Here is a 15715-nt window from a genome sequence, read left to right on the forward strand (position 1 = left end):
TAAATCCGTCCCCTTTTTCTCCTGAAAGCCTGCCAGCCAAAAGCCATGCACCAACTTCATCCATTTCCCTATCAGAAACCAAACGGAACTCACACAAAGAAGCCCTAGAGATCAATCAAGCACAAGAAAACCTCGGCACACTTCTACTCTCAACTTCGAATAAATCGAATTATTGAACCGTCAAACCTCTGGGAAATTATTGCTACTATTCCGAGCATTACCCCCCCCAATACGCGCAGCGACAGAGCAAATACTCCGTATATCAACGTACGGAGGGGCTATTAAAAAACCGTTCCCCGAGCACTCCCCGCCCCACATACATATGACAATACTCGGACCAACAACCCCACTACAACTCGAAAACTTTCAATAAATATCGCGAGGCGACACTAATAATCACCACCTATAGTTATCATACTCTACAAAAACGCTACTCACACCTGCGTATTCGTTCATGGATGGCGTCTAACGTGGGTATGGTGTCGATAGTACCTTGGCTAACTTCTTCAATTCTATCAGAGCACCTATAGACCTTGAATCGACCAAAGAAAACTGCTATCAGTCGCTGCAGCAGTATCTCATCAACCTCACGACCACCTTCATCTAGTTCAATAGTTATTATTTTTTTTGGTACATTTTCTTTAGGCCAAGATGAGCCTTCGCTTAGGAAGAAGTCGTTAAGCACTTCACCCTCCATTTTTTCAATCCTTATCCAAGGCTCACTAACCTGCTGTTTGCTCCATTCATTATTGACCTCCCATTTGTTCACTTTCAAATCTAGAAAGTTGCAATCATTGAAAGCAACCTCATCCTGAACATAAGAGACGGGGGCGTCGCCCCAAGCATTGCTGATCAAGTAGTCTCTTTCGGGCAAGTCCGAACCTGCATCCAAAACCACGACATATTTATCGCTCATTACATATTTCCTGTGTCTTGGAGGCGTTTCAATCCTTTCTCAGCGTTCCTGATCAGTTGATCTCTTGCTGATTGAGGTAATCGCTTGAATGCCTGGTTGATCTGCGGCGCCAATGGTTTCGATAGATCGGGTCTAAAATCTACTATCGAGTCTTTGCCGCCTCCAGACTGTATTTGAAGCTTACCATTGGGTTCAATATCAACCCGCAACAGGCGCTTACGCCCACCTATAACAGCTTCGATCGGCTGCCCAATGGTCTCGCTTGCCTTGATTATTCCCTTTGAGCTAGAACTCTCCTCACTATACATATTTCCCGGATCAAGCTGATGCTCTGGCGTTACGTATTTCCCATCATCCCGCTGCGCATCAAGCTGGGTTCCACCGGTATTGGTAGCGGGGTTAACAACGCTGCCACCAGCGAGACCACCGCTGCTCGGATGCTCCCCATCAACTGTTAGAATGGGAGTGATATATATCAATAGCTTAGGATCGAGCGAGTGAATAGGGAAACGTGTATCGAACAAAAAATCCCAAAGTGCCGCATTGATCCTGAAATTTTCTACAGCACTGTTACCTGCCTTAGCACCCGCTTCAACAAGCGTATTGGCGGCGATGCGCATTTTTTCCTGCGTAGCCGCTCCTGTCGCTAACAGCGCGGCACTTACAGCAGCCACTGCTGCTCCCGCCATTGCTGGCAACATCACCCAATTACTTGCCCCAGATTCGGGCTTTTTCAGAGCTGTTAGGAGGCCAAGAATCACCAAGGCTTTACTTGGGTCATCACCAGCAATCTTCGTAAGGCGATCAACGAGTGCTTGGTTATCCGGCGCCTGCTCTCTGCTAGTAATACCCCCAATCACTCTTCCGATCGCCGCCGCACGATCCTCTGCATTCCGGCTTCCCACTTGCCTGACGAACGCCTTCGTCATCATAGCGCGAGATACATCATCGGGATTCCCTCCCTGCGCAAGCGTTGTACCCGCACTGAAAAGATCAATCAGTTGATTTATAGTTTCCTCTGTTTGGTCTCCATATTTCTTGGCGTCTTTTTTCCATTGATTGATGGTTGCGGTCGGATTGGTAATCGCTGTTAATGATGAGTCAGTGATGTAAAGGTTGGTGCGTTTTTCTTTATCCTTTGTTATTTCAAAGGCCTTACTCACATCACGGTTGAGACCTGCTACCGCCGAGGGCGAATCAGCAGCATCACGAACAATGATCTCTCCCGAACCTATTGTTGCACGGACTGATTGTTCACGCTCTTTGTCGTACTTCCAGCCCGAAACACTCCAGCCCTTTTCACCGGCCTTTCCTTTACCCTCTTGGCTTGGATCTTGAGTAGTGCTGCCACCGGTTTTGTATGTACCACCAACATTCAAGTAATAGCCATGCTCGTTGTCTTTGCCTGCGATGTCTTTAAACCCAAGAGTTCCTGTATCCAGTTTAAGATTGCCGGTATCTGAAGCGATCAGAGCGCCATCCAATTGAGTGTGGTTTTCAGTGCGAATATCGACCTTGTCGCGCGCGGTCACTCGAGTCTGATCTTCTACCCAATTAGTTTTTCCTGTGGTCTGGCCGTAACCAACTGAACCACTGATACCTGCACCAGGACCGATTGTTACAGTTGCACTGATATCAAATTCTTTGCCTTTAACCTTACCAGTGTCAGGAACAGAAGAAACATTAAGGTCACGGCCCACTCGACCAATGACCTCCTCCCCCCTTAGTTCGGCACCTGTAATATTAGTGTCTCGCCCACTTTTGAAATCGAGACGGTCTCCTGCATATAGATAGGCGTTTTGTTGGCCTTGTTTCTCTCTTTCAAGGTCCCCTTTACCCATGCTGACGCTGACATAGATACCAGCCCCTTGACTACCAAACGTTAGGCCGGCCTCACCACCACCGCTGCTTCTGCTGCTTTCAGTGTCACTATCATTTTGAGCAGCACGAACGTTGAGGTCATTACCGGCCTTTAGGTCGATATTTCGGCCTGATTGAACTTGAGTACCAATAAGGTTTAGGTCATTGTTGGCGTTCAGATTGACATCTCGACCGGCGTCTACCACGGTCCTTGTCGACGTCACGTGGTTCGCCTCTTCATTGGCAACTCCATGACTGCCGCCAACGCCGAGCTTGAGGCCGCCACTGGTACCACCATGGATACCTGCCCAACTCTGGCTTTGGGTGTCATCTTGTTTGATGGCACCCCTGGCTACATCAAGGTTGATATCACGACCGGTGACGTTGATATCCCGTCCGGCATTCAATTGACTACCCGCAACAGTAACGTCGTTATTGGCTGTTAATTTGAGGTCTTTGCCAGCCTTGAGCGTCGACGAGCGATTGGTCTCTTCGATAGTTTGCGTGCTGGTGCTTTGGCTGCTATTGCCAATTTTGAGGTCGCCGGTCGGGCCTGCCAAAAAATGACCCAGAGCATCAATGCCTTGAAGGGCACTCGACCCTTTGCTGACATTGTCTTCACCCTTGCCTGCACCACTTACAGCATCCTTAGTACTGCCATAGTTATGATTTAGCGATGCACTAATCCCATTGCGCTCTTTCTCAATTTGCTGCTCTACCAACAACCACTCACGAGCTGCATCAATATTGATATTGCGCCCGGCCTTCAGGTCGATGTCGTTGTCAGCCGCAAGATCAGAGCCGCGCTGATTGATATCGCGCTTCGCGGTGATCGCAATATTCTCACCCGCACTGATTTGGCTTGCAGACGCAATCTGCTGCTCAACGCGATTTTTCTCGGCGCTGCGATCGGTACCGGCAAAGAACGTAACACCGTTGGCATCACTGGACACCCCGATACCCGTCTGTTTCGACTTGGCCCAATCGCGTTCGCTCTTAGAGTTTTGCGCAGCTACAACATTGACATCACGCCCTGCATTGAGGCTGACATCACGTCCCGCGCTGATGCCACTGCCCACCAAGTTGATATCTCGCTCAGCCTGCAACGTCGCATCGCGGTCTGCCACGACTTGGCTGCCCACGCTGGTGCTGCTCTGAGCTTCTTGCCCGGCTTTCTTGGCCGAGGAGATCGCGATAAACCCGCCGGAGATCGAACCGGTTTTCTTCTCGTACTTCTCACTACGGCTATAAGCCGTGTCATTGGCCGACACCAAGTTGATATCACCTGTATCCTTTACCAGACCGGCTCTCAACTCAGCATCGTTCTCGGCATTGATCTCACTCGCCCGCAAGCGAATGTCATTACCCGCAGCCACGACCACGTCATTACCGGCCTCAAGCTCACTGCCCACCTGACTGGCAGTCGTTTTCAGCTGACTCTTACCACTCTTAGAAAGCCCTAGGAACCCGGACTTAGTCTTCTTGCTGTAAGAGCCATGCTCTTCAACACCTGACAGCACTGCGATGTCGCCCGTAGCGCCCAGGAGCATGTCGCCACCGGCTTTCAACTGGCTGCCGATCACGGTGACGTCACGACCACCTTCGATGTTCATGCCACCGTCGGCTTTCTTGCTGGCGTTGACGGTCAGGTCTTCACCCGCCTCTACGACGGACGCCACGTTGGTGCTGTCGTAACTTTCGCGTTGCTCGCTTTTACTGCGACCGAACGAGCCTTTGCTTTTCTTCGAATAGAACGAAGCGTCTTCATCCAGCGCTGACAGGATACTGAGATCACGCTGCGCCTCGAGCGCCACGTTGCCGCCGCCAGCGACTCGACTGGCGGTCAGCTCAAGGTCTTTGCCAGCGCTCAATGACACGTCACCACCGGCTTTAAGCACACTGGAAACCTGGCTGATGTGGTCCTCCGAGCGAGTTACTTTTTTGGTTTTACTCGAGGAATGCTCCTCATCCGCTGCAGACGAAATACTCAGGTCTCCAGTTGCAGCAATGGCAAGGTCGCGTTTAACTTCGATTCTGCTGGCAACGACGCTTACATCACGCCCGGACGTCAGGCGTAGGTCTTTGCCAATATCAACAGTAGAGCCGCTCTGAGTAACAGATGAGGAGCGCGCCCCCATCCCGCTATTCCCAGAATCACGCGTCTCGGTCGAAACAATGTTGATATCACGCCCAGCGTTGATCGTTGTATCGCCACCGCTCTTAAGCAAGCTACCGCTGTTGGTAACATCGCGCCCGGCCTTAATGGTGAGTGAGTTTGCGGCTTCAATACGTGCCGAATCACCGTAGTAATTACGATTGCCCGTGCCAAAGCCGGTGAGGCTACGTTCATTGACGACATCACCTTTCGTCGCAGTCAGTGTTACGTCGCGCCCAGCGATCACACCGCCGGACTGGTTGACGATATTGTTGCCTGCCAACAGGTCCAAGCGGTTGCCTGCCTCAATCCGGCCACTGTTGACCATGTCATTGCCCGCGGTCGCCGAAAGATTGTTACTGGCACGCAAGGTGCCTGCGTTGATGAGGTCCTTACCGGCGATCAAGCTGACGTCCTGGCCAGCAATCAATGCTCCGTTCGATTTCAGACGCTGATCAGCATTGGCCAAGTAAAGCACCGGCACCAACACCTTCTCTCCAGCGACTTCATGCTCTTCCAGCCATACGATGTCGTGGGTCAACGCCGCGACCTGTTCGCCGGTCAACGACACACCCACTGATAGATCCAGGCTTTGTTTGCTGCGGATGGCGTTATCCATCAGGTGTCGGAACAGTGCATCGTCCGAGGTCTGGCCGTCGAGGAAGCGCTGACCGGTACGGGCGACCACGGCTTGCTGAATCAGGCGCTGTTCATACAGACCGTCTCCGAGGCGCTTGGCGCTCTCGTCAGGGTTGTAGCCGAGGCCAGCGAGCAGGTAGTCCGAACTCATGAATTGCTTCAGGTCGGTCAGTGCGGGGTTGGTTTCGATCAGGTATTTATGTGGTTGGGAGGCGGCGCTGCTGTTGGGCAAACCTTGAACGCGATTAATAGGTTTCGCTGCACCAGGTTGAGTGCTGCCTGGTGCCAGCGGGGTGAGTATTGGAATGTTGATAGTGGCGCCGGCATTGGACCCGATGGAGTTATCATGCGCTCCGTTCGTATCACGTGCTGCCGGTGTCAATACAGGCAATTCGAGGTCCGGACGCGAAACCTGCGTGTGTATCGCATCACCGTGGCTGATTTCAATACCAGTGGTACGGCCGGGCGGCAATGCACCGCTATCGCTATTGCCGGCGACGCTAATCGTACTGGCACTGCCACTGACGGCCCCGGCTTCGCGGGCAGTCAGCGCGACTTGATGGACACCTGCTGCTTGCGCGGCATTATTTACCTGGAGGGTACGACCGGAGACGCCGGGCGAGGGTTGCTGGCGCTGCACCAGGCCTACGTTGGCATTGCCCAGCGTCCAGTTCTGCGAGCCAGTGTCGCCACTGCTCACCTGCCCAGTGTTCGCAGCTTGTTCATTCAAGCGAAACAAGCCGTTTTTGCCGGTAGGCAAGGTGAAACCTGGCAGGGCCACCGGGTTGACTTGCTGCAGGGCGAGACCGGGTGGCAGTTCGCGGTTGATCGTGACCATCACCGCCGTGTTGCCGGTGACCTGGGTAGCGCCTACACGCGATCCGTTGCCAGCTACAGCGACGTTCTGGCGCACAACACTGTTGGTCAGGTGTTGCGTTGCATTGATGCTGACCGCCCCACCCGCTTGAACAACGGCATTTGCCGCGCTCGAGGAACCAATGGTGGTGTTATTAAACGGCTGAGTGGTGAGCATTTCCCAAGGGCCATCTACCGCCCCCACGCCTGGATCTACACCTTTGTCGGAGTTTTTGAGAATCAGCGGTCCATAAACCGTTGAACCTCGATCTTCCCGACCATTGCGCTGGTGGCCCACACGAACAATGGACTCAGTACCATCGGCTGTCCAAACATGAATATTTGGGGCGGGCGCATTGTAGTAAGGGTCATGACCACGGTTGTAGTTCATGACCGTCACCATGAAGCGCGAAAGATCGTAGGGATGCAAACCACCGTAGGAGTATGAGCGACGCAGGCTGTAGTCACCCACCGACGCACCTTCATTGGTAAAGTTTTGCAGGGCAAAATTGATGTTGCCACCCGCACTCAGAGTTGAGTTCTTATTACTCAGATCTCCGCCTGTGACGAAGAAATTGCGCCCGGCCGTCATCGTGGCCGATGCCGAATCTTCAATAATTTGCGATTTGAAGTTTTGCACCCAAACCAGATAACTATCAGCTGAACGATTCGGAACTATCGACGTACAACTGCTGCACTGAACACCAATGTAACTGGATACCTGACCACCTGTGGTCTTGAACACATCCTTACGGTTCTCGATATTCGCCGCCGCCAGGTTCAGGTCTGCGCCACTCTCGATCGTCGCCGAAATATTGCTAATCGACGTGCTCTGTCCGTTGTTGTCATCCTTGGCAATGCTCACATTCCCCAGGCCGTAAACATCGGCAAACCGGTTGGTGAACGTATCGGTGCGCAGCGCCATGTCGCCGCCGCTGAAAATCAGTCCGTTCTGGTTCAACAGGTTTGGCGTGGTCAGGCGAAGGTTGCCGGTGCTGCCCAGCGTGCCGCTGTTATTGATCGCACCTGCGGAAACATTCAGGTCCGTCGCCGATGTGATCCGGCCTTCATTCGCCAGCGTGCCGCCCACGGTGATGCGGCTATTGCCGCCGCCGGCGATGCTCGCGAGTGGCCCCACGGTCAGTTGCGCAGCCGTGAGGTCCAGCGCGCCCACACTGCTGACTCGACCGCTGCCCTCATAACGCCCCGTCAGTTGCAGCTCCAGGCTGCCATCACTGGCGATCAGGCCATTGTTGATCCACTGACCGCCCTTGCCTTCCAGGCGTGAAGACGCCAGCAACTGCCCGGTTTCAGTCTGGGTGAAGGTGCCGACATTCACTTTGAGGCGTCCTGCCTGGATGACGCTGCTGTTGGTCCAGGTGTCGGCATTCAGGGTCAGGCCGCCACGGGTAACGATGCTGCCACCGGCGCCGGTGACATTGGGCAGGGAGATATCAAAATCGCCCTCGCCGGTGTGCAGGAGTTGGCCGCCGGTGTTCTGGAAGGTCGTGGCTGCCAGGCCCAGGTTGGTGTTAGCGGTTTCGACCACGCCATTGCGGTTGTCGAACAGGTTGCCGATCTGGAACTGGGTCTTGCCCGCGCTCGCCAAGGCACGCAGCTTGCCGCCCTGGTTGACCAGGTCATTAGCCTGCAGAGTCAGCGTCTCATCGCTTTCGATAATCCCCGAATGGTTGCTCAGTTGCCCACTGAGGCCGAGGTCGATGCGCTTGGCGGAGATTTGCCCGAAGCTGTTATCCAACGAGATGCCGCGGGTTTGCAACGCGCCCTTGGCATACACCCCGCCATAGGCGTTAAGCAATTGATTGGCAGTGATAACGGCATCGCCGTCCTGGGCGGCAATGCGGCCTTGCTGGTTATCGACGGTAAGCGCTGTCAGATTCACACGCTGGCCTTGCACTACCCCGCCTTTGCTTTGCCCAACGCCATTGAGCAGGCTGTCGTTCAAGGTGGCATCTACCAGCCCGGTCAGGCTGCTCACGCTGCCGCCTTGGTTGTGCAGCGTGTTGGCCTTGATGAGGGTGTCACCGGTTTGCGCCAGGAGCTTGCCGCCCTGGTTATCAATATCGCCGCTGATGTCGAGGCTCAGGCCGCTTTGGCTTTGCACTGCACCACCTGTATTGGTGAGGCTTGAGGCGTTGATTTGCAGGTCGGCGTCCTGGCTGTAGATCAGGCCGTCGGCGTCGTTTTGCAGGAGGCCGGTGCTGGTGATCGCCACGCGACTTTTGCCCGCGATGGTGCCGCGCTGGCGGTTGTCGAGGCCGCCGGTCAGCAGGGTCAGCAGGCCTTGGCTGGCGATCTGGCCGCCCTGGTTGTTGATCTGTAGCGCGCGCTGTAGCAACAGCGGGCCTGCGCTGGCCAGTTTGCCGTTGGTGTTGGTCAGGGAACCGAGCAGGTTGAGGGTCAAGCGGTCGTTGCCTGCGACGGTGCCGCCGGTGTTGTTGAGGTCTGTGGCGGTGATGTCCAGCGCTTTTTGCGCGTTGATGGTGCCGGCCTGGTTGCCCAGGGTGAGCGCCTGCAGGTCGAGTTCGGCGCCGCTGTCGATCAGGCCACCGTTGGCGTTGTTCACCTGGTTGGTGACGGTCAGGCGTTGTCCCGCGCCACTGGAGAGGATGCCGCCGCTGTTGTCGAGACTGGCGGCGCTGAGGTCCAGGCGACCCTGGCTGACCACCGCGCCTGCGCCGGTATTGAGCAAAGCGCCAGCGAGGCGCACATCCACTGCGCCGTTGCGGCTGGACAACGTACCGTTGTTGCGATTGTCGAGGCTATCGCCACTGACGTTCAAACCTTGCCAGCCGGACAGCAGGCCGTTCTGGTTGAGCAACTGAGCTGCGTTGATCGACAGCACTTGGCTGCTGATCAACTTGCCACCAGTGTTGTCCAGGCTACTCAGGTCCAGCGTCAGGTTTTGCTGAGTGGACAACTCACCGTTCTGGTTATTGATCGCCCGCACGCGGTTCAGGGCTAACACGCCCTTGGCGGCAATCAGTCCGTTGCGGTTATCCAAGTCGGCGTTGTTCAAATCCAGGGTCACACCCTGCCCGCCCACGATTTGACCGCCGGCCAGCGTCAAGCCACCCAGCTGCAAGTCCATCGCGCCCTTGGCTGACACTTCACCGCCACTGCCGGTGGTGAGGTTGCCTGCCGCGATGTCGAGGTTACCTTGGCTGTTGATCAAACCATTTGCGGTGTTATCCAAGGCCATTGCGCTGAGCGTCGCGTGGCTGCCGCCCAACAGATTGCCACCCTGGTTGTTCAGCAGGCCGTCGCTGGTCAGTTGCAGCTCGCTTCGGCCAGTCAACGTACCGCCTTGGTTGCCCACCGAGCCTGCGTGCAGGTTGAGGTTGGCGGCGCCGACCAGGCCCTTGATGTTGGCCAAGGCCTGGTTGATTCGCAGTGTCAGGGCCTGGTTGCTCAGCAGCTTGCCGTTGCTGTTATCCAAGCTTTGCGCGGCGAGGGTGAAGGCTTGGTCGCTGGAGATTTCACCGCCCTGGTTATCGACGGTGGCGAGGTTCTTCAGCAGCAGCGGGCCGCTGGCGTTGATCAAACCACCACGGTTATCCAATTGGCCGTTGCTCAGGTCCAGGCTCAACCCGGCCTGGCTGAAGAGCTTGCCGGCCTGCTGCTCAAGACCGGTCACGGTGGCGTCCAATGCCTTGGCACTGCCGATGCTGCCACCGTTGTTCACCTGGCCAGCGACCAGGGTCAAGGTGTCGCCGCTGTTAAGGCGGCCGGCCTGGTTGTTCAGGGTGCCCGTGGTAACAGCGACGGGACCTTTGCCACTGAGGGTGCCTTGCTGGTTGCCCAGGTTGGCGCTGCGCAGCATCAAGCTGGCGTCGGTGACCAGTTCACCGCCCTGGTTGTTTAGGTTATCGCTGACAACCACATTCAGGCCTTGCGCGCTGGAGAGACTGCCCTTGGTGTTATCGAGGCTGCGCGCCTTGACGTCCAGCGAGCCTTCGCTGCTCAGCAGGCCCTGATTGTTGGTGAGGTCACCTGCCAGATCCACCACCAAAAGTTGCTGACTGAGCAGCTTGCCGCCGCTGTTGTCCAGCGCTGTACCCGTCAGTGTCAGGCGCTGGCCATTCAATTGGCCGCGCGCACGGTTGAGTACGTTATCCACCGCCACGCTCAAGCCCGCGGCTGCGAACACCTGTCCGCCGTCGCTGTTGTCCAGACGTTGGCCAGTGATGCTCAGGTCGGCGTTGCTGGTCAGCTCACCGGTACGGTTATCGACGTCGCCCACGTCCAGCTTCAGCGCTTTTGTCGCGCCTACCAGGCCATTGCGGTTGTCGAGATTGGCCCCCGTAAGTGCCAGGGTGTCGGTGCTGACCAACTGGCCTTTCTGGTTGTCGATGCGATTGGCGTTGACGGTGACCTTGGCCTTACCCGCTATTTCGCCCGCGCGGTTGTCCAGTTTTGCGGCGGTCAGCAGGACGGCATCGTCGCCAATCAGGCTGCCACGCTGGTTGTCGATCAGGCCGTCAGCGCCGATCTCCAGGCCACCACGGCTGCTGACCAGACCGTCGGTGTTGTCCAGGCTGGCGCTGTGCACATTGAGGCCGACCGCGCTGATGCTGCCCTTGGCATTGGCCAGGGCTTGTTCAATGCGCAGGTCCAGGGCCTGGTTGCTGATCAACGTGCCGTTGCCGTTATCCAGGCTGCGTGCCGCGAGGGTGAAGGCGGTCTGGCTGGAGATTTCACCGTCGCGGTTATTCACGTTGCCGAGGTTTTTCAACACCAGGATCGGTGCGTTGATCACCCCGGCGTTGGCCAACTCGCCGTGATTCATGTCCAGGTTCACCTGGCTGCTGCTGAAGAGTTCGCTGCCGCTTGCCTGGGTCAGACTTGCAAGGTTTGCATTCAGCGCGCCGGTACTGGCGATGCGTCCGCCGTTGTTGAGGTCAGTGGCCTTGATGTCGAGGCTGTTGGCGCTGATCGCACGGCCGCCAAGGCCGTTGTTGAATTGCCCGGTAGTCAGGGTGGCAGCGCCCTGGCTTTTCAGCAGGCCTTGCGCGCTGTTATTCAGGCCAGCGCTGGTGAGACTGAGCACCTGCGCAGACTCCACCACACCGCCCACGTTGAGCAGCTCACCGTCACTGGTAAGGGTCAGGTCACCGGCACTGGACAGGCTGCCGCCGCTGTTATCCACCCGCTGTGCGTGCAGTTGCAGGCCGCCTTCGCTGCTGATCTTGCCGCGCATGTTGTCCAGCCCCGCCGACAGTCGCACCGCCAGCGAGCGTTGACCGGCCAGCGTGCCTTCGGTGTTGTCCAGGCTCGCAGCATTGAGGTGTACATCCTGGGCGAACACCAGGCCCTTGGCCCGGTTGATCACCTCGACCATCGCCAGTTCCAGCGCGGTGCCGGCCAATACCTTGCCGCCGCTGTTGTCCAGGCGCTGGCCGCTGATTTCGGTCTTGAGCTGGCCGGAGATTTCCCCGACGCGGTTATCCACGCGGTCGACATTGAGTTTCAGCGCTTTTGTCGCGCCTACCAGGCCGCCATTGCGGTTATCCAGGTCGTTGCCGCTAAGGCTCAGGTTGCCCTGGGCGACGAGTTCACCGCCCTGCTGGTTCAACACGCCAACTGTGGCGTCGAGATCGGCCTGGCTGGCAATACGGCCCTTGGAGTTATCCGCCGTGTCCCACGTCAGGCGCAGTGGCCCGACGGCGCTGATCAGGCCGCCCTGGTTAATCAAGGATTGCCCGGCGAGGGTCTGCGCCTGTTTGCTGTTCAGTACCCCGACACGGTTGTCCAGACTGCCCGCCTGAACGGTCATGTTACCTTTGGACAAGATACGGCCCTTGGCCTGGTTATCCAGTAGGCCAGCGACCTGCACCGACAGGCTACCGTCGCTAACTAGGCTGCCGGACAGGCTATTGTCGAGGCTGGACGCGGTTACATGCAGGCGCTGCCCGGCACCGAGCGTACCGCCCTGGTTGAGCAGCGCGCCCTGGGTTGTCAGGTTGAGGCTAACGTCGCTCAAGACCTGGCCATTGCGGTTATTCAGGGTCATCGTGTCAATCACGCTAACGCCGGCACCCGAGACTTCACCGTCGACGTTCAACCACTCACCGGCCACCGCCAGGGTCAGGTCTTTTGAACTGTTGAGCACGCCTTCCGTGTTGTCCAACCGCGCGGCCTGAGCATTGAGCCCGGCTGCGGCGATCACGCCCTTGATATTGACTAGGGCCTGGTCAATCTTAAGGGTCAGGGCTTGATCGCTGAGCAGTTTGCCTTCGCTGTTGTCCAGGCTTTGCGCAGCCAGGGAGAAGGCGTGTTCGCTGGAGATTTCGCCTTGCTGGTTGGCGACCGTGGAAAGGTTTTTGAGTATCAACGCACCGGGGGTGTTGATCAGGCCTGCGGCGTTGTTGAGTGCGCCGTGGTTCATGTCCAGGGTCAGGCTCGCATCGCTGCGCAGTGTGCCTTGCTGATTCAACAGTGGACCATTGAGTACTATGTTCAGGTTGCGTTTGGCGTAGACGCTGCCCTTGAGCTGGTTGTTCAGACGGTCGATGTTCAGTTGCACATCGCCGTTGGCGAGTACCTTGCCACCGGCACTGTTATCCAGTTGACTGCCGTTGAGCACAATGTCCGTGACACTGGACACTTCACCGGCACGGTTGTCGAGGCTGTCGCCCCCCAAAGTCATGGTTTTGCCGGAGTTGATCAAACCGCTGCGGTTATCGAGTTGGCCGAGGGAAAGCGCCAGCTCACTCTTGCCGGTGACGCGGCCTTTGTTCTGGTTATCGAGACTGGCGGCCGTCAACTGCAACAGGCCGGCGGAAGCAAACAGCCCGGCCTGGTTGACCAACTGACCGGAGATCAACGCCTTCAGGGTGCCGTCACTGGTGAACATGCCACCGGTGTTGTCGAAGCTGGCAGCACTCAGGTCCGATGCCTGCCCGGCGACCATACGTCCGTTGCGGTTGCTGATCAGGCCTGTGTGATCAAGGGTCAGGCGCTTGTCGCCCTGGATCAAACCCTTACCGTTATCCAGTGATGCACCGGTCAATAAGGTGTTAGCGCCGAGGATCTCGCCCTGGCGATTGACCAGGCTTGTGGTGACACGTGCAGTCAGGTCATCGCGCGCACTGAGTTTGCCTTCGGTGTTGTTCAGGCTATTGGCTTGCAGGTCCAACCCGGTCGCGGCGACCAGGCCCTTGGCGTTGTCCAGCGCTTGAGCAATACGTACCAGCAACCCTTGCTCACTGAGCAATTTGCCGCTGCGGTTGTCGAGGCTGTCAGCCGTGAAACCCAGTGCCTGGGCACTGGAGATTTCGCCGCCTCGGTTATCCACACTGGTCAGGTTATTGAGTAGCAATGCACCTGGTGCATGGATCAAACCGCCCTGGTTGTTCAGGTGGCCGCCATTCAGGTCGAGGCTGACATCACCGCCTGCGAAAATCCGACCGTCGTCGTGCTGGTCCAGGCCGCTGACGCTAGCATTAAGCGTCTGGCCGCTGGTGATACGGCCGCCTTGACTGTTGTCGACCTCACCGGCTTTAAAATCCAGGCTAACGTTACCGCGCATAGTGCCGTGCTGATTGTTCACCGGCCCAGTCAACTGCAGGTTGAGATGGTTGGCGACGATCGTGCCATGACGGTTATCTAAGCTGGCCAGTTTCACGCGCGCGTCACCTTTGGCGGCGAACAAACCGGTCTGGTTGAGCAGTTGACCCGCGATCACCGTGGTCAGCGCGTCGTCACTGATTATCTTGCCAGCGGTGTTGTCGAGCGTGTTGCTGACAACATCAAGGCGCTTACCCGCAGCGATGTTTCCGCGAACGTTGCCGATAGCGCTGCCCTTGATCGACAGCGCGTTATCACCCTGAATCTGACCATCATCGTTAGCCAGAGAGCCGACGGCCAACGTGGCGTCAGTCGCCAGCAGTTGACCCTTTTGATTTAGCAGTTGGCCGGCGGTGACCTCAAGACTTCCTGCGCTAAGGATCCGGCCCTGGTTCTGGTTGTCCAGAGTCGACGCATTCAGTTGCGCATCGCGCTGAGCGCTCAACGTGCCACCCTGGTTGGCCAGGTTGCCCGTGTTGATGGTCAAGTCACGGCTGGCAATCACCGTCTTGCCGCTGTTGTCGATGCTTTGTGCTTTTAAGCGCACATCGCCTTGGGCATTGCGGCTGTTATCCGCATTGACGCCCGCTTCGATGATCCCGTTGTTGGTCAATCGGCCAGCAGCGTCCAGTGTGATGCTGTCCTTGGCCGCCAGGGTTTGCTGATTGGTCAGTGCGCCTTGGGTGGTCACCGACAAGTCAGTACCGGCATACACGGCGCCCTTGGCCTCTACGCTGGCTGCTTTGACCGCCACTGCCGTACCGGCCGAGGTCTGGCCCATGACCACATTGCCCGCCGCATCAATCTGGATATCACCACCGGCGACCATGTCCCCGGACAGTTTCACCCCTACGCCGGCCTCGGTCCCCACCAACCTGACCGCACCCACGTACATGCCGCCCAACGCCGACGAGTCAATCGCCAGATCCGGCGCCTTGCTGCCGTCTGCCGCACGCGCCGTCGCCTTCAACGTGCGCGCATCCACATCATTACGGCCCGTCACAATGGTGAGTTTTTTTGCCTGGATTTGCGCGTTGATGGTGGTGGCGCGGGTGATGATTTCGAACTGGTCGACGTTGCTGGCATTCAGGCCGGTGCCTTCGATGGCTACGTTGCCCTGATCCACTTGATAACGGCTGATCTGGCCGTTTTCGATGACCGCCTTGCCCGTGGTGAGTGTGGCTTGAGGGGTGTTGATAAAGCCGCAACCATTACAACTGATGCCATACGGGTTGGCGACAATCACATGAGCCGACTGCCCCGCCACTTCGGTGTAGCCACGCAATTGGCTGGGGCTACCGCCGTTGACCTCGTTGAGGATCACGCTGGCAGCCGTACCGTTGAGGTTCTGGTTACCGAGGATGATCCCGCCCAACTGGGTCGACTGGGTCCGACCGGTCGCGTTGTTGAGGATCACGCCCTGCTGACCGACGTTGTAATCCTTGAACTGGTTATGCGACAGCCCACTGCCATTTGGTGCAGCAATATTGACGATCGGCACACCATTCGCCGCCTGGCCCAGGCTGGTGCCAGGCGCGCTGACCACAATCCCGTCCGCCTGCGCCAGCAACGGTTGCCAGAACATCGCGTTGGCCAACACTAACGCCAAGCCACGCTTGGGCAATCCAAGGAAGTTGGAACGACTTTTCAGGGCCGCAGAAGGTTGGCGCGCGAGGAAGGCGAACTGGCGAACGTCCATG

At 57.2% G+C, this 15715-nt stretch carries 2 protein-coding genes; both read right to left on the minus strand.

The window, feature by feature from the left end:
• Nucleotides 1-430: 430 nt before the first annotated feature.
• Entirely contained in the window at nucleotides 431-916 is a 486-nt protein-coding gene (locus tag QCBJ_RS26785) for a hypothetical protein (RefSeq protein ID WP_092243291.1), read from the minus strand.
• The gene (locus tag QCBJ_RS26790; protein ID WP_102061937.1) at nucleotides 916-15714 is read right to left on the minus strand and encodes a hemagglutinin repeat-containing protein; all 14799 of its coding nucleotides are present in this window, start codon (nucleotides 15712-15714) and stop codon (nucleotides 916-918) included. Before QCBJ_RS26790 ends, QCBJ_RS26785 begins: the two co-directional genes overlap by 1 nt.
• Between the last annotated feature and the right edge of the window lies 1 nt (nucleotide 15715).

It is taken from the genome of Pseudomonas sp. QC2, assembly GCF_002859085.1.
Classification (GTDB): domain Bacteria; phylum Pseudomonadota; class Gammaproteobacteria; order Pseudomonadales; family Pseudomonadaceae; genus Aquipseudomonas; species Aquipseudomonas petroselini.

Excerpts from the sequence above, each read along its gene's own strand:
- QCBJ_RS26785 (WP_092243291.1), bottom strand. The coding sequence starts at position 916 with ATGAGCGATAAATATGTCGTGGTTTTGGATGCAGGTTCGGACTTGCCC.
- QCBJ_RS26790 (WP_102061937.1), bottom strand. The coding sequence starts at position 15,714 with ATGGACGTTCGCCAGTTCGCCTTCCTCGCGCGCCAACCTTCTGCGGCC.